This is a genomic window from Marinobacter sp. (genome assembly GCF_048266785.1).
Taxonomy (GTDB): Bacteria; Pseudomonadota; Gammaproteobacteria; order Pseudomonadales; family Oleiphilaceae; genus Marinobacter.
The window spans coordinates 384,936-400,784 of the sequence record NZ_JBLWYX010000002.1 but is presented as its reverse complement, the minus strand read 5'-3'; the positions used below and the strand labels follow the sequence as shown (position 1 = coordinate 400,784).

The following is a 15,849-nucleotide window of genomic DNA, read 5'->3' as shown; positions in this document are numbered from 1 at the left end:
GACAGGGATCCGATGGCAGTTCTCAGAGCAAGTAACCTGGCAAAAAGCTACAAGCAGAAAAAAGTGGTCATTGATGTCTCGCTGGAAATTCGCAGCGGTGAAATCGTCGGCTTGCTCGGCCCTAACGGTGCCGGCAAAACTACTTGCTTCTACATGATCGTAGGACTGGTAAACGCCGACAATGGCCGCATAACCATCGACAGCCAGGACATTACGCCATTACCCATGCATGGGCGCGCCCGCAAAGGCATCGGCTACCTGCCGCAGGAGGCTTCGGTATTCCGCAAGCTCTCGGTGCGGGATAACATTATGGCGATTCTGGAAACCCGCAAGAACCTCAACCGTGCTGACCGTCTGAGCAAGCTCGAACAATTGCTGGAAGAGTTTCACATTACCCACATTCGCGACAGCCTCGGCATGGCACTCTCGGGGGGCGAGCGCCGCCGGGTCGAGATTGCCCGCGCTCTGGCGATGGAACCTGCCTTCATTCTGCTGGACGAGCCATTTGCCGGTGTAGACCCTATCTCCGTCAGTGATATCAAACAGATTATCCGCCACCTCCGGGATAAGGGCATTGGCGTTCTGATCACTGATCACAACGTGCGCGAAACGCTGGATATCTGCGAGAATGCTTACATCGTATCCGGCGGCCACATTATCGCCTCCGGAAACTCGGAATCCATTCTGGCCAACCAACAGGTCAAAGAAGTTTATCTTGGCAACGAATTCCGCCTGTAAACACTGTTTTCAGCACTGGGATAGACCCGTTCGATTGTTTTGCTGAGCCGGAGCAAGTAAACTCGGCAAAGAACTTGCAGGGCATTCTTAAATGGCGGCAAGTAACCGCCATACAAAGATTTTTTAGCTAGCGCAAGAAATTCAGAACGGGTATGAATGACGGATCCTGAGCGATGGTTATGAAAGCCTCATTACAATTAAAGCTGGGTCAGAGCCTGACAATGACGCCCCAGCTGCAACAGGCGATCAGGCTTCTGCAGTTATCAACTCTCGACCTTCAGCAGGAAATCCAACAAGCACTGGAGTCCAATCCCCTGCTGGAAACGTCGGAAGATGATGACCAGACTGAAGCGCCATCAGCGGATGGCGATCAGAATCGGGACAACGCCTCCAACGAAACCCCTGCTGACAACCCTGCAGATATGGCTGCTGACGCTGCCAGCTCTGACTGGGACGAGAGTGAAACCGGCCCGGACTGGCAATCTGAAAACGACATTCCGGATACGCTTCCCGATGACCTTCCCGTTGATACCGCCTGGGAAGACGTTTACCAGTCTGCCCCTGCCCCGGCTGCGCGGAATGACGATGAAAACGATCACGATTTCGAAACCCGGAATTCACCGACCGAAACCCTCAGGGATCATCTTGAGTGGCAGCTTAACCTTACACCTCTGAGTGAACGGGACCAGGCCATCGCCCACGCACTGATGGATGCCGTAGACGAGCGCGGGTACCTCACCAGCTCTCTTGACGAGATCTACGCAGGCCTGACCGACGATACCGAAGAAGATCCTCTTGAAATGGATGAAGTGGAGGCCGTTTTACGCCGGCTACAATACTTCGATCCGCCGGGGGTTTTCGCCCGGGATCTTCAGGACTGCCTGTTGATCCAGCTTAACCAGCTGCCTCCGGAAACGCCCTGGCTGGCCCAGGCACGCCTGGTTATCACCCATTACATAAACCTGCTGGGCAATCGTGATTATGCCCAGCTGCTTCGCCGTAGCCGCCTTAAAGAGGACCAGCTACGCGACGTTCTTACACTGATCACCAGCCTCAACCCGCGGCCCGGCGACATCATCGATCGCACGGAACCGGATTACGTCATTCCTGATGTCATCGTGCGCAAACACAACGGTCGTTGGCGTGTGGAACTGAATCCTGAAATTGCTCCGCGCATACGCGTGAATGCCAGCTATGCTTCATTGATAAGGCGAGCAGATAGCAGTGCTGATAACACCTACCTTCGCGACCAGCTCCAGGAGGCAAAGTGGTTTATAAAGAGCGTGCAAAGCCGGAACGAAACATTGCTTAAGGTTGCCACTCGTATCGTTGAATATCAGCAGGGTTTTCTGGATTACGGGGAAGAAGCGATGAAACCGCTGATTCTCTCGGACATTGCCCAGGTTGTGGAAATGCATGAATCCACAATTTCCCGCGTAACAACCCAGAAATACATGCACACCCCCCGGGGCATCTTTGAGCTGAAGTACTTTTTCTCCAGCCACGTCAGTACCGACGAAGGCGGCGAATGTTCTTCTACTGCGATCCGCGCAATGATCAAAAAGCTGATTGCGGCCGAAACACCGAAAAAGCCGTTGAGTGACAGCAAAATTGCGGCCATGCTGGGAGAACAGGGAATTAACGTTGCGCGGCGCACGGTTGCCAAGTACCGCGAGGCGATGCACATTCCGCCCTCGAACGAACGTAAACGCCTGGTTTAAGCCAGCACGGTTTAACGGTTCACACGAATTTCGCTGGCGCAGCCACAAGCGCCGGCACTTAGGCCGGCTCCCCGGAGCCGGAACGGATGACAACAGGAGACGTCTATGCAACTCAACATTTCAGGCCATCACGTAGAACTGACTCCCGCCCTGAAGGATTATGTATCCGAAAAGTTTGAACGACTGGAGCGGCACTTCGACCACATCAGTAACTGCCAGGTAACACTGGAAGTGGATAAGGTTCGTCAGATCGCGGATGCTACGCTCCACGTGGTGGGTGGTGAGATTCACGCAAAGGCGGAAAACGACGACATGTACGCAGCGATCGACGGCCTCGTCGACAAGCTTGACCGACAGATCCTCAAGCATAAAGAAAAGAGTTTGGACAGGATGCAGGGAAATACCGCCCGCTAGGCGGTTGTTTTCAGGCATGTCATCTAATCAGGCTGCGGCGCGGACAACGTGTCGCAGCTTTTTTTAACAGAAGCGCGGTCGATTCATGAGCGACACACCCCTGACGATAGAGAGCATTCTTGCACCGGAACTGACCCTGTGTAAGGTACCCGCATCGAGTAAAAAGCGGGCTTTGGAGTTCATTGCCGAGCAGATCCGTCAGTACAATGATTCACTCAGCGAAAGCCAGATCTTCAATAATCTGATCGCTCGCGAGCGGCTGGGCAGCACTGGAATTGGCCAGGGGATCGCCATCCCTCACTGTCGCCTGGAAGGGCTGGAACATGTAATTGGCGTTCTCATGACTCTGGAAGAAGCGGTAGAGTTTGACGCTATTGATAACCAGCCGGTGGATCTTGTATTTGCACTTGTTGTGCCTAAGGAGGCCACCAGCGAGCATCTTGAATTACTCAGTCAGCTCGCCGAAAAATTTAATGACCGCACCTTCTGCGACCACATCAGGCAGTGCGAAGATGCCGGTACGCTTTACCAACGCATGACCGCCGCAAGCGGCTGATATCCACTCTGGCAACAGGCTGTTTCACCATGAAGCTGATCATCGTCAGTGGCCGGTCCGGCTCCGGCAAAAGTACCGCTCTTCACGTACTGGAAGACCTCGGATACTACTGTATTGATAACCTGCCTATCGGACTTCTGTTTCCGCTCACCCGGGAAGCTGCCAACCAGAGCGCTCCGGGGCGGCTCGACAAGATGGCGGTCAGCATTGATGCTCGCAACTTGTCCGGGGAGCTGGCTAATTTTGAAGAGATCTACCGCAAGCTTCGCAGAGACGACATTCAGGTAGAGATCATCTTCCTGGACGCCGATGAGCAGTCCTTGCTGCAGCGTTTCCACGCCACCCGGCGAAAGCACCCGCTGAGTGATGACAAAACCTCTCTCAGAGAGGCCATCAGTAATGAAAAGAGCCTGCTCGAGCCCCTTTCCAAGCTCTCGGACCTCTACATCAACACCAAAGGGCTGTCGATGTACGAACTCCGGGATATGGTGAAACAGCGAGTAGCCGGCCGCAAAGATCAGGAACTGGCCTTGCTTTTCCAGTCTTTCGGTTTCAAACACGGCGTTCCACTGGATTCCGATTACGTGTTTGATGTTCGCTGCCTGCCCAACCCGCACTGGGACACCAACCTGCGCAAGTTTACCGGCCTTGACCAGCCGGTTATCGAGTTTCTGGAGAAAGAGCCTGCCAGCCAAAAAATGGTAAACGATCTTATTGCGTTCCTGGAAAACTGGATCCCCTCTTTTGCAGACAGCAATCGCAGTTACATGACCATTTCCATTGGATGCACGGGCGGCCAGCACCGTTCGGTTTATATCTGCGAGCAACTGGGACGACATTTCCGGGAACACAGCAGCAACGCCCAGGTACGTCATACCGAGCTGCCGCATTTGCAGGCCCGGAATGAGGCGTGATACAGCGTGATACGCCAGCCGATTGTTATTATCAATAAACTTGGCCTGCATGCCCGGGCCACGGCCAAGCTGGTTGCCACTGCATCGGCCTTCCCGTGCTCCGTGAGGGTCTGCGGCAAGGGTCGTGAGGTGGATGCAAAAAACATCATGCAAGTGATGATGCTCGCAGCCAGCAAAGGCACAGAAGTGGAGCTTGTGGCGGATGGGCCGGATGAGCAGGAGGCCATTGACGCACTGGTCGCTCTGATCAACGACTATTTCGGAGAGGGTGAATAGCCCGCCATTTTTTACGGTACATCCCTGCAACTCTTACTCACGTGCACCGCCTAACTCCGTTATAATGCGGGCGTTTTCTGACTGCAGGTGATTCATGTCCGAGATTCCGGAGAAAAGCCAGGCCCGCCAGCGTTTACGCTCACTGAGTGAAGCTCTGGACAGTGGTGCCCTGAAACAGGTAGCACGCATTCTCAATGGCGGCCTGAGCCCCAGTGATATTGCGCACCTGCTCGAATCCTCGCCACCGCGCCAGCGTGCCCTGCTCTGGAATCTGGTCGACAAACAGCTGGAAGGCGATGTTCTCCAGTACCTCAATGAGGACATCCGTGCCGAATACCTGAGCCGGCTGAACGCCCAGGAACTGGCCGATATCATAGAGGACTTCGAGTCCGACGATCTCGCCGACCTGCTGCAACAGTTGCCGGATACGGTGATCCAGGAAGTTCTGGACACCATGGACGAGCAGGACCGGCAACGGGTCGAAGAGGTGCTTTCCTACCCGGAAGACACCGCTGGCGGCCTGATGAACACGGACACCATCACCGTGCGTCCGGACCTCAGCATTGATGTGGTGTTGCGATACCTGCGCAGGCACAGGGCTCTGCCGCCGATGACCGACAGCCTGATTGTTGTAAACCGGCGCGACGAATTTATCGGCATGCTGCCCATTACGGCAATGCTGGTATCCAGCCAGACCGCAACCGTGCGGGAAGTCATGGATACCGATATCGAGCCGATACCCGTCACCCTCTCCGACACCAAAGTAGCCCACATGTTTGAGCGCTACGATCTGATTTCTGCACCGGTGGTAGACGACCAAGGGCGGCTGCTGGGCCGGATTACCATCGATGACGTAGTGGATGTTATCCGCGAGGACGCGGACCACTCACTGATGAGTATGGCCGGCCTTGATGACGACGAAGATACCTTTGCACCGGTCTGGAAAACCACCAGGCGCAGGGCTGTGTGGCTTGGCATTAACCTGATCACCGCCTTTATTGCATCTGGCGTGATCGGTCTGTTCGAAGGCACCATCGACAAAGTCGTGGCTCTGGCGATACTGATGCCGATCGTCGCCAGCATGGGCGGCATCGCCGGCAGCCAGACCCTGACCCTTGTAATCAGAGGTATGGCTGTAGGGCAGATCAGCGGCGCCAACGTGGGCTGGCTACTGAACCGGGAGTTTCTTTCCGGTATTCTGAACGGCGTGCTTTGGGCAGCGTTAGTCGCGATAGCCGCCATGATCTGGTTTCAGGACGTAATGATCGGTGCAATCATTGCTGCCGCTCTGGTTATCAATCTGGTCGCCGCCGCGCTGGTGGGCACGGTACTGCCACTGTTCCTGAAGTCTCGCAATATCGACCCGGCACTGGCAGGCAGCGTTATACTGACAACCGTCACAGATGTGGTCGGCTTTACGTCTTTTCTGGGCCTTGCCACCCTTTTCTACGCCTGATCCGACAAACCTGGAAGGAACAATGATCGACAGCAACCAAGACGAAACCCCGCAATACTCCGGCCCCAGCAAATCCCAGCTCAAGCGGGATATGCACGCACTCCAGAATATTGGCAAACGCATGCTGGAGTTGAGCAATGAACAGCTTGATACGCTGACCATCAGCGATACGCTGAGAAACGCCATTGAGGAGTCCCGCAGGATTCGCCAGAACGAAGCCAAGCGGCGCCATTTGCAATACATCGGCAAAATCATCCGGCAGGAAGACGACCCGGAAGCGGTGGAGCGTGCCATTGATGCCTTCGATTCAGGGAGCGGGGAACACACTCGCCGGCACCACCTGGCTGAGCGCTGGCGTGACCGAATGATTGCGGAAGGAGACTCGGTGGCCGGTGAGTTTTTCAATTACTGCCCGGGCGCTGATATACAGCACTTGCGCAACCTGGTTCGCAATGCCCGCAGGGATGTGGAGAAGCAGAACAACACCGGGCAGGCCCGCAAACTGTTCCGTTATCTGCGGGAGTGCGTTGACGAAGCCGAGGCGTAAAACTCAGGCCTACAGCCGTCGATGCTCCCACACCGGCATCCGGGAACGGGTTTGCTCCATAAGCTCCAGACTCAGCTCTGCAGTAACAACACCGGGGCCTTCGTCGATCTCGGCAACCACTTTACCCCATGGGTCACAGATAAGGCTGTGCCCCCAGGTGGTCCGCTGTGAGCTGTGCTGACCGCCCTGTGCCGGTGCGACCACCCATATCTGGTTTTCAATAGCCCGGGCACGAATCAATGGGTGCCAGTGTGCATTGCCTGTTTGCCAAGTAAACGCACTGGGCAGACACACCCACTCCGCGCCCTGCTCCCGAAGTGCCCGAAAGAGTTCAGGGAAGCGCAGGTCGTAACAGATGGCAAGGCCCAGTTTACCCGCCGGCGTATCCACTGTGACCACCTGACGGCCTGATTCGAAGGTGTCTGATTCGCGGTATTGACCATGGGCATCGTCTACCATGGCATCGAACAGGTGTATTTTATCGTAACGCCCTACTTCCCCGCCCTTATCATCAAATACCAGGCAGGTAGCCCGTACTCGCCCGTCAACCAGGGCTCCGTCGGGGCGTGTCGCCATAGGAAGAGAGCCGCCCACTACCCATAGTTTTTTACGGCGGGCCTGCTCTGAAAGAAAAGGGCGAATAACAGGGTCTGGTCCCGCTTCGCGCTGACCACAGGCGATCATCTTGCCTGTCGCCATCAGGGCAAAGTTCTCCGGCAAAACGGCCACAGATGCGCCGTCTCGTGCCGCCTGAGCCAACAGCTTTTCAGCTCTGGCCAGGTTCGCCGACATATTGTGCGTACTTACCATCTGGATAGCCGCAACGCGACTGGAGACCGGATTACTCATAGGCACCCCCATCATTTACCGGTATCAAATACCCGCCTCATATCCACTTTGGGCTCGTCCCAACTGCCGGTAACGTTATAGGTGGCGCTGGTCAGTTTGCTCAGTGGATCGCCCAGCACCTTGTCCAGTACAAAAAGAGCACCACCTATCGGCGCGCCTGCGCCCATCAGCAGCGCTGCCAGTGGCAGATTCTGAGTCAGCGGCAGCACGACGACAAGGCGCATATCAAGAATCTCATTCGCCATATCGGTAGTGCCGCTGAGCTTGAAGGCACCTGATGGCCCCACCACCTGAAGTTCCGGGTCCATGGTCAACAAGCCATCACCGAGCTTGGCCGTGCCTGAGATGGCATCAAATGCGACACCTCGTTCATAGAGATCCGAAAAGTCCAGCTTCAGCCTGCGCCATAGCGTATCGGAGTTGAGCAGGTTGAAAATCCGGAACACCTGGGCGCTGTTGTTGCTCTGCAGGATCACGCCATCGTCCAGACGAAAGCTGACTGAACCGCTAAGACTCGCCAATTCAAACTCATCCGGGCGCCCCGGCCAGTCAAGATCCAGCTCGATATTCGTCTGCTTGTTGGTAAGTGGAATCTCCGAATCGAAAAGCGCCCCCAGATCCGCCAGCGCCCCGCCGGATATGGACCCGGAAAACTTGCTGGTCTCCCGGTTGTCTATAACCCCCCAGGTCATGTCACCGCTCAAGACAAGAGAATGGAGCTGACCTTCAATTCCTGTGATATTGAGCTGTTGATGCTGAGGCCGAAGTTGGAGCGACCAGCGACCCAGGCTATCGTTATTGAGGAGCAATTGGGATATCGTGATATCCACATCTGGCCAGTTCACCATATCCATTGCCCGGAAAGCTTCCAGTTGCTGTTCTATGGTCAGAAGCTCCGGTGCATCTTTTGCGCTGGCGTTATCCCGCAGGAGTCGTAGTACTTCAAAATTTACGGTGACAGCACTGTCATCATCGGGAACGACGATGCGGCCAACAGCACGCTCTGAATTCGTGGTAAGCACCCAGCGATCACCCAGGTCCAGTGCTTCCAGGTGTATGTTCGTGAGAGTCTGATCACCGAGGTACAGCTCGCCGAACGTCAGTTCAACGCCAGAGGCTTTCAACAGCAGGTCAAAGGTCGCGCGATCCTCCCAACTGCCAGTGATCGCGACCCCGTTGGCTGATTCCGGATCAATCCGGGCGACCAACGGGGCTGCTTCTTCCGACTCTTTCGAAAACGGGCCAGGCCAGTCGATGGACAGCCCTTCAAGGCTGGAGCGAACGGTAATGCGCAACGCTGTGTCCGTCGCCACATCCAGCTCCGCAGAGTAATCAATGCTGCCTTTCAGTCCGTAATTATCCCCACCATCGCCACTGCCGGATCTGACATCTGATCCCATCAACCCGGCATGGCGAAGCGCGCTCGGCACCGACAAAGAGCCGGTCTGCCGAATAGTGAGTATGTCCGGGCCAGACGCGTTACCCGACGATGCCTGGCCGAACATTACCTCGACCGGCTCATCCAGAAACCGGGCGCTAAGCGGCCCCCCGGAAAAACCCTTGCTCGTGTCATAGGTCAGGGATCCGGAAATATTTTCCCAACTCAGATCCGCGTCCGGATACCCCACATCACCATTCGAAGTACTGACACCGGCTTTCACTACTACGTCTTCGCTGTTGTCCAAAGGTAGGTCAATGTCCAGATCAAGCGCGTAATCGCCGCCATACTTCAGGCTTGCGGCCTGAGGTCCCGCCATCTCTCCAAAGGGGCTATTTGCCATCCAGAAGGCAATGGCATTGCCCGGCACGGGCGCTGACACTTTTACCCGAACAAGTGCTCCGCTATCCTGGGGAATAACGGCAACCGTGCTCGGGTTCAGTGACAGGCCACCGGTTTTTCCGGCCTCAAGAGAGACCAGAGTGTCGCCATTTTGTACGACGACCCGCCCGCGCACACCCGTCACCTCCGGCCATGCTTCGTCATACCGGACACTGCCTTCATCAAATTCATACCACATGGAGGAGACAAATGACCCGGAGGGCGCGTCCGCACCGATCTGGCCATGGCCATAATAGATACCCGAGGTGATATCAGCTTCTTGAATTGCGGTCGTGAGCCAATCATAAAGGCCCGCATCTACCAATTTTTCAGGCACGAAATCTGCCAGCATGGAGGCATCGGCATTCTCGACACCTACCCTCAGCCCAAGATCGTCTTCACCTTGCTGGTTGAGCTTGAGGTCAAAGGCCCCGTTGAACCTGGCATTGTTTCCGTAGCTCAACTGTATATCATCCGAATACACGCGGATGACCGGGCCGTTCAGTTGCCAGGCAACGGTGGCAGCCAGTTCGGACAGGGACCACTCACTACCAAAAAGTTCGGGGAACGCGAGAGTGACGGGCTGGCTGCCTGAACCGGCTTTCACATAGCCGGAGCTGTCATCAACATAGATAAAACCATTCACATTATTTGCCGCCGGTGCGCCGCCATAGGCTGCTGCTCCAACGTTCCTCATACGGCCGGACAATTCAAAACTATTGCCAGCAGTGCCCGGAATATTGAGCGTCATGCTGTCGAGAAACCCAACCGGCCGGTAGTTCTCCAACGCATCCCGGGCCACGCCGGGCAGCAGCGGCAGGGCTCCGACCAAACGTCTTAACGGGCGTAGGGGAAGTGCGTCGGCCGTTATTGCGAAGCCCTCCGGATTGGGAGCCAAAAGGAGGCTGAACGGCGGAACATTGTCCCCGTTCCAGGTCCAGCCAAGCTGTTTCAGGTGCCACTCGCCAATGGTTTCTGATTGGTTACCCTCGTCATCCCGTTCTCCCATCACAGCAGAATGACGGCGCCAGCCGAAACGGGCGCTGATGTCCTCCAGCGGTGCCAGAGATTCACCGGCAACTCCAAGCTGCAAGTACGGCGTTTTTACCGTTCCGTTGACTTGCTGCAAGACACCTTCCCGAAAGGTAAGCCAGGCTTCACCGCCCAGATCAAACCCTTCTATGCGCATGTCCCGCCATTGATATTCATCAATTAGCCCGTCGAACAGTCGCCCGGAATCGACATCAAGGTACAACTGGCCAGTAAAGTCACCGCGAAAGAACTGTTTTCCGACCAGGGTAAAGCTGGCAAGCTGTTGGGTTGTTGAGGATTGCAAGGCGCGTCCGGACGCACGGAACAGGCCCTGATGGTAAAGCAAATCAAGCTGGGGAATATCGAGGTGTCGGAGCTGGCCCTGGTTATCACGAACCCCAAGACTGACGCGTGTTACTTTTATGTAGGGGTCTGACAGCCATTTTCCGGAAACCTCAAGCCAGTGTCGGAACCGGTTGTTAAGGGAGTCCGGCAAGTCGGCACCCCGAACACCCAAATCGCCGCTATCCTTCTGGTTCAGCGTCAGCTCAAGCCCTTCGGCTTCAAAATCCTCAAACACAATCCTGAAACGCATCAGCGAAGCCAATGCATCCAAACGAATGGTCAGGTGCTGGAGGCTCAGCACTCGCACCCCGGAGTCGGGGTTCGTCACTTCTATACCCTGTGCCGTAAAGGAGGGGTCCAGCCAAAACCAGCGCGAAGAGAGACTATCAATGCTTACGTCGTGCGCCAGGCGGACGGAAAGCTCACGGGAAAGATCTTCCCGGAAGGTGTCGATGTTCTGCGTGAGCTGCCGGCCAACCCCGGCATAGAGCGCAAACAGCACCAGAACAACCACCAGAAGCCACCAGATAACGTTGGCGAACCGCGCTATCACGCGGGCGGGCAGGCGTTCGGAGGTAGGCATCGGGGGTATTATTCCCAACGCCGGTGCATCACCCCGGAATCAGAGCAAAACGACATCGTACTGCTCCTGACTGTAAAAGGGCTCTACCTGGAAACGGACCGTCTTGGTAATGAAGGTTTCAAGATCTGCCACGTTGTCGGATTCCTCATCAAGAAGGCGATCTACCACGCTCTGGGAGGCCATAACCAGATAGCTTTCTGCGTCGTACGCGCGGTTAATCCTCAGAATTTCCCGGAAAATCTCAAAACACACTGTCTCGCTGGTTTTCAGGAAGCCTCTGCCATCACAGATCGGGCAGGGTTCGCACAAAACCTGGCCGAGGCTTTCGGTGGTTCGCTTACGGGTCATCTCCACAAGGCCCAGCTCGGAAACGCCGGTGATCTTGGTTTTGGCGTGATCCCGTTCGAGCATCTTTTCCAACATTCTGTGAACCTGGCGTTTGTGTTCTGCATCGTCCATATCGATGAAGTCGATGATGATGATGCCGCCCAGGTTGCGCAGGCGCAGTTGGCGACTGATCGCCCGGGCCGCCTCCAGGTTGGTCTTGAAAATGGTCTCTTCCAGATTCCGATGACCCACAAACGCACCGGTATTGATATCGATGGTGGTCATTGCCTCGGTCTGGTCAATAATCACGTAGCCACCGGACTTGAGCTGAACCTTGCGGCTGAGCGCCTTCTGGATCTCGTCTTCCACCGAATAGAGGTCGAAAATCGGCCGTTCGCCGGGGTAGTACTCCACCTTGTCGGCAAACTCGGTCACAAACTCGTCGACGAACTCCATCACCCGCTGGTGGCTCTCGCGGCTGTCGATGCGCACTTTTTCTGTCTGCGGCCGGATGAGATCACGAATGGTGCGGATAAACAGCGGCAAATCCTTGTAAACGGCCGCAGGTGCTTGTGTTTTTTCAATCCGCTCGTGAATGGAATGACTGAGGTGATGCAGATAGTTCATGTCTGCCATCAGCTCTTCTTCCGATGCGGCCTCAGCCGCGGTGCGGATAATATACCCGCCCTTTACATCAGGGTGCGCTGCCGCGCCTTCTTCAACAAGGGTCTTCAGCCGGGTGCGTTCGGCATCGTCTTCAATCCTCTGGGAAATGCCCACGTGACTCACGTCGGGCATAAAAACCAGATAGCGGGAGGGTATGGAGAGTTGCGTAGTGAGCCGGGCACCTTTTGTTCCGATAGGATCCTTGGTTACCTGAACCACTAATGACTGGCCTTCCCGCAACAGGGTACGGATATCCGGAACCGTTTTTGGCCCGTCACCGGACTCTGCAGAGCTGGACTGGCTCGAAACCACATCAGAGGCATGAATGAACGCAGCCCTTTCCAGGCCGATGTCTACGAACGCCGCCTCCATGCCGGGAAGCACGCGCACAACCTTACCTTTGTAGATATTACCGACAATGCCTTTGCGACTGGCACGCTCGATATATGCTTCTTGCAACATACCGTTCTCGACCAGCGCCACGCGGGTTTCAACCGGCGTTACGTTGATCAGGATTTCTTCACTCATGATTGGCTCTCCCGACTACTCGGCCAATGTGTCCAGACAGGGCAGCCAGCACCGGCCAGCAAGGCCGCTGTTTCCTGCAATGGCAGTCCAACAACCGCACTGTAGCTACCTTTAAGTTCTTTCACAAAAATACCACCAAGGCCCTGAATTCCATAACTTCCGGCTTTGTCCATGGGCTCACCTGTGGCAACGTAGGCTGTAATTTCCGCGCTCTGCAACGTGCGAAACGTAACTTCGGTCGTCACCAGACAAGATGTGCATAAACCGTTGTGTGCCAATGCAATGGCCGTCATAACCTGATGGGTTGCGCCGGAGAGCCGCCCTAACATGGCTCTCGCTTCACGGTGGTCAGATGGTTTACCAAGAATCTCGCCGCCCAGCACCACTGACGTATCCGAGCCGAGAACCTGTGCGCCGGCATAGTTGCCCGCAACCGCGAGCGCTTTCTCTCGCGCCAGCCGCTCAACGTAATCACCGGGCATTTCTGCGATCCGTGGAGTTTCGTCAATATCGGCAGGCTGTATCGTAAATCGGACACCGATCTGCTCAAGAAGTTCTGACCGACGCGGCGACGCAGAAGCAAGAATGATCGAGTCCATGACTATCCAAGCTTCCGGTTGATGTTGTCCATCAATATGGAAAACACGGGCCATATCAGGGCACTTGTCAGTGCCGGCCACAGGTAGCTGAAACCGGCGTCCTCGCCTCCGAACACCTGCTTGAGAAAGTGCACCAGCATCTGATTTATGCCCAGAAGCAGAAAAACCATAAGGCACTGCTGCGGCCAGGGATACATCCTCAGCCGCTGGTGAATGGTGAGCACAAGAAAGGCGATCAGGGCCATTCCCAAGGCATTAACGCCCAACGGCGTCGCTTCCAGCACATCGAGCAACAGGCCAAGACACCAGGCAAACAGGACGCCGAATTGCGCCGGGGCCCGGAATGTCCAGTAGAACACAATCAAGCCCAGCCACTCCGGCCGGAACTCAAACCAGCCAACGGGGAACAGGGAAATGCTCAACACCAGTGATACGATCACCGACAGCACAAATACCGGATAACTGATTTCAGATAACATCAGTCTTGCCGCTCCTGAGCCGATTCGGTGGTCGGAGTGTTGTCCAGCGGAGGGAACACAACCAGTACCAAACGGCTCTGATTGAGCTTTGCCTTTGGCTGCGCCTGAATCGATACAAAAGGCTCGCCTGGCTCTTTGTTGATGAGGCTGACTTCGGCAACCGGATAGCCTCTTGGAAAACGCCCCCCCAGGCCGGAGCTGACCAGCAGGTCACCCTCACGAATATCCGCAGTATCAGGGACATGAACCAAATCAAGCGCGCCAGAATCGCCGGTGCCCAGAAGAATGGCTCGCAATCCGTTGCGCACAACCTCGACCGGCACAGCGTGGCTACTGTCTGAAACAAGAAGTACACGGGAGGTAACCTGGCTGGTTTGCACTACCTGCCCTACAAGGCCATGGGCGTCCAGTATCGCCTGCCCGACCTGCAAGCCGTCACTGCGACCTTTATTGATAATGATTTCGTGGGAATACGGATCCGGCGACACGCCCACCACTTCACCGACGATGACTCGGTCATCCAGAAGTTCTGACGAATTCATCAAGCGGCGAAGTTCGTTGTTTTCAGAAGCCAGGGCAGCGTACTTGAGAGCCCTTCGCTCAAGAATGAGCAGGCGGGCTTTCAGGTCTTCATTTTCCTGTTTCACGTCTTCGCGGGTTGTAAACAGCCCGGCAACCCAATCGCTGAACTCATAAGGCGCATTGCCAAGCCAGTGAACAGGGGTGAGGCCGGTGGCCAGAGCACTGCGGACAGGTGCAAGCCGATCGAACTGCTGATCGGCAACGATAAGGGCTGCCGATACAATAATTACGAGCAACAGCCTGAGGCCAGGCACTGGCCCCTGGACAAAAATGGTTTTAATGGCGATCCCTCCCCAAAGGATTATCCCTCCGGTGAGAACATTCCGATGCCACCCCGGTCAATAACTTCCAGCGCTTTGCCGCCACCACGGGCAACACAGGTCAGTGGATCCTCGGCAATGATCACCGGCAACCCGGTTTCTTCACTGATCAGCTTGTCCAGCCCGCGCAGCAATGCGCCGCCGCCGGTCAATACGATACCGCGCTCGGCGATATCCGAGGCCAGTTCTGGTGGGGACTGCTCCAGCGCACTTTTAACGGTCTGTACAATCTGCGCCAGGGATTCCTGAAGCGCATCCAGAATTTCTTCGCTGTTAAGCGTGAACGCCCGTGGCACACCTTCGGCCAGGTTGCGGCCACGCACATCAATTTCGAGAATTTCCAACCCTTCGTAAGCACAACCGATTTCGTGCTTGATACGTTCGGCAGTAGATTCACCAATAAGACTGCCGTAGTTACGGCGCACATAGGTAACAATGGCTTCGTCGAACTTGTCGCCGCCCACCCGCACTGAATCTGCGTATACGATGCCGTTAAGGGAAATAATGGCGATTTCGGAGGTACCACCGCCAACATCCACAATCATTGAGCCGCTGGCTTCTTCTACCGGCAGGCCGGCACCGATCGCGGCAGCCATGGGCTCTTCGATCAGGAACACTTCCCGGGCACCGGCACCCAGGGCCGACTCGCGGATAGCTTTGCGCTCCACCTGAGTGGATTTGCTGGGAACACACACCAGAACCCGTGGGCTAGGGGTAATAAAGCTGTTCTCATGCACCTTGTGAATAAAGTGCTGGAGCATTTTTTCTGTCACTACAAAGTCGGCAATTACGCCGTCTTTCATGGGGCGGATGGCAGTGATGTTGCCGGGCGTGCGGCCCAGCATGCGCTTGGCTTCGGCACCGACGGCGGCAACCATTTTCTGGGAGTTAGTGGTACGAATGGCTACAACGGAAGGCTCGTTCAGCACAATCCCGCGGTCACGCACGAAAATAAGGGTGTTGGCGGTGCCCAGATCGATGGACAGGTCGCTGGAGAATAAGCCTCGGAGTCTTTTAATCAACATTCGTGTAGTTTCAACCTGAAAGTTGCGGTTGCGGAAAGATGCGGCAACTTTAGCAGTGCCCCCCCGCGCAGGC

Annotated in this window: 15 protein-coding genes; 8 read left to right on the top strand and 7 right to left on the bottom strand. The window is 55.7% G+C overall.

Features of this window, described 5'->3' with window-relative positions:
• Positions 1-12: 12 nt before the first annotated feature.
• The 8 genes from lptB to yjgA all read left to right on the top strand — a co-directional run bounded on the left by lptB (position 13) and on the right by yjgA (position 6,622).
• Complete coding sequence (gene lptB, locus ACN0V1_RS05320; protein ID WP_417543993.1) at positions 13-738, top strand: LPS export ABC transporter ATP-binding protein; 726 nt, start codon at positions 13-15, stop codon at positions 736-738.
• Positions 739-911: 173 nt separating this feature from the next.
• Complete coding sequence (locus tag ACN0V1_RS05315; RefSeq protein WP_417543992.1) at positions 912-2,459, top strand: RNA polymerase factor sigma-54; 1,548 nt, start codon at positions 912-914, stop codon at positions 2,457-2,459.
• Between the two features lie 105 nt (positions 2,460-2,564).
• The gene (gene hpf / locus ACN0V1_RS05310; protein WP_417543991.1) at positions 2,565-2,873 is read left to right on the top strand and encodes a ribosome hibernation promoting factor; all 309 of its coding nucleotides are present in this window, start codon (positions 2,565-2,567) and stop codon (positions 2,871-2,873) included.
• An 85-nt stretch (positions 2,874-2,958) separates the two neighbouring features.
• Complete coding sequence (ptsN, locus tag ACN0V1_RS05305) at positions 2,959-3,429, top strand: PTS IIA-like nitrogen regulatory protein PtsN (protein WP_417543990.1); 471 nt, start codon at positions 2,959-2,961, stop codon at positions 3,427-3,429.
• A gap of 29 nt (positions 3,430-3,458) precedes the next feature.
• On the top strand, positions 3,459-4,343 hold the full coding sequence (rapZ, locus tag ACN0V1_RS05300) for an RNase adapter RapZ (RefSeq protein WP_417543989.1): 885 nt from the start codon (positions 3,459-3,461) through the stop codon (positions 4,341-4,343).
• A 6-nt stretch (positions 4,344-4,349) separates the two neighbouring features.
• Positions 4,350-4,619 carry an HPr family phosphocarrier protein gene (locus ACN0V1_RS05295; protein WP_417543988.1) on the top strand — a complete coding sequence of 90 codons (270 nt, stop codon included), beginning with the start codon at positions 4,350-4,352 and terminating at the stop codon, positions 4,617-4,619.
• Between the two features lie 94 nt (positions 4,620-4,713).
• Entirely contained in the window at positions 4,714-6,075 is a 1,362-nt protein-coding gene (mgtE, locus tag ACN0V1_RS05290; protein ID WP_417543987.1) for a magnesium transporter, read from the top strand.
• Between the two features lie 22 nt (positions 6,076-6,097).
• Positions 6,098-6,622, top strand: a complete 525-nt coding sequence (gene yjgA / locus ACN0V1_RS05285; protein ID WP_417543986.1) for a ribosome biogenesis factor YjgA — start codon at positions 6,098-6,100, stop codon at positions 6,620-6,622.
• Between the two features lie 9 nt (positions 6,623-6,631).
• Here the strand turns inward: yjgA and ACN0V1_RS05280 are convergent, their stop codons facing one another.
• From ACN0V1_RS05280 to ACN0V1_RS05250, 7 genes are read right to left on the bottom strand one after another with little or no spacing between them, the layout of a single operon-like run.
• Entirely contained in the window at positions 6,632-7,471 is an 840-nt protein-coding gene (locus ACN0V1_RS05280) for a carbon-nitrogen hydrolase family protein (protein WP_417543985.1), read from the bottom strand.
• 11 nt (positions 7,472-7,482) lie between these two features.
• Complete coding sequence (locus ACN0V1_RS05275; protein WP_417543984.1) at positions 7,483-11,250, bottom strand: YhdP family protein; 3,768 nt, start codon at positions 11,248-11,250, stop codon at positions 7,483-7,485.
• A 39-nt stretch (positions 11,251-11,289) separates the two neighbouring features.
• A complete protein-coding gene (rng, locus tag ACN0V1_RS05270) occupies positions 11,290-12,771 on the bottom strand; it encodes a ribonuclease G (RefSeq protein ID WP_417543983.1) in 1,482 nt (493 codons plus the stop codon).
• Complete coding sequence (locus tag ACN0V1_RS05265; protein ID WP_417543982.1) at positions 12,768-13,370, bottom strand: Maf family protein; 603 nt, start codon at positions 13,368-13,370, stop codon at positions 12,768-12,770. The genes rng and ACN0V1_RS05265 overlap by 4 nt, the downstream gene beginning before the upstream one ends.
• 2 nt (positions 13,371-13,372) lie before the next feature.
• Positions 13,373-13,849, bottom strand: coding sequence for a rod shape-determining protein MreD (gene mreD, locus ACN0V1_RS05260; protein WP_417543981.1), 477 nt, complete (start codon positions 13,847-13,849; stop codon positions 13,373-13,375).
• Positions 13,849-14,703: a rod shape-determining protein MreC gene (gene mreC / locus ACN0V1_RS05255; RefSeq protein ID WP_417544055.1), complete on the bottom strand. Its 855-nt coding sequence runs from the start codon at positions 14,701-14,703 to the stop codon at positions 13,849-13,851. Before mreC ends, mreD begins: the two co-directional genes overlap by 1 nt.
• Positions 14,704-14,732: 29 nt before the next feature.
• Positions 14,733-15,773 (bottom strand): rod shape-determining protein, encoded by a 1,041-nt coding sequence (locus ACN0V1_RS05250; RefSeq protein ID WP_072797766.1) that lies wholly within the window; start codon positions 15,771-15,773, stop codon positions 14,733-14,735.
• Positions 15,774-15,849: the final 76 nt, after the last annotated feature.

Excerpts from the sequence above, each read along its gene's own strand:
- lptB (WP_417543993.1), top strand. The coding sequence starts at position 13 with ATGGCAGTTCTCAGAGCAAGTAACCTGGCAAAAAGCTACAAGCAGAAA.
- ACN0V1_RS05315 (WP_417543992.1), top strand. The coding sequence starts at position 912 with ATGGTTATGAAAGCCTCATTACAATTAAAGCTGGGTCAGAGCCTGACA.
- hpf (WP_417543991.1), top strand. The coding sequence starts at position 2,565 with ATGCAACTCAACATTTCAGGCCATCACGTAGAACTGACTCCCGCCCTG.
- ptsN (WP_417543990.1), top strand. The coding sequence starts at position 2,959 with ATGAGCGACACACCCCTGACGATAGAGAGCATTCTTGCACCGGAACTG.
- rapZ (WP_417543989.1), top strand. The coding sequence starts at position 3,459 with ATGAAGCTGATCATCGTCAGTGGCCGGTCCGGCTCCGGCAAAAGTACC.
- mgtE (WP_417543987.1), top strand. The coding sequence starts at position 4,714 with ATGTCCGAGATTCCGGAGAAAAGCCAGGCCCGCCAGCGTTTACGCTCA.
- yjgA (WP_417543986.1), top strand. The coding sequence starts at position 6,098 with ATGATCGACAGCAACCAAGACGAAACCCCGCAATACTCCGGCCCCAGC.
- ACN0V1_RS05280 (WP_417543985.1), bottom strand. The coding sequence starts at position 7,471 with ATGAGTAATCCGGTCTCCAGTCGCGTTGCGGCTATCCAGATGGTAAGT.
- ACN0V1_RS05275 (WP_417543984.1), bottom strand. The coding sequence starts at position 11,250 with ATGCCTACCTCCGAACGCCTGCCCGCCCGCGTGATAGCGCGGTTCGCC.
- rng (WP_417543983.1), bottom strand. The coding sequence starts at position 12,771 with ATGAGTGAAGAAATCCTGATCAACGTAACGCCGGTTGAAACCCGCGTG.
- ACN0V1_RS05265 (WP_417543982.1), bottom strand. The coding sequence starts at position 13,370 with ATGGACTCGATCATTCTTGCTTCTGCGTCGCCGCGTCGGTCAGAACTT.
- mreD (WP_417543981.1), bottom strand. The coding sequence starts at position 13,849 with ATGTTATCTGAAATCAGTTATCCGGTATTTGTGCTGTCGGTGATCGTA.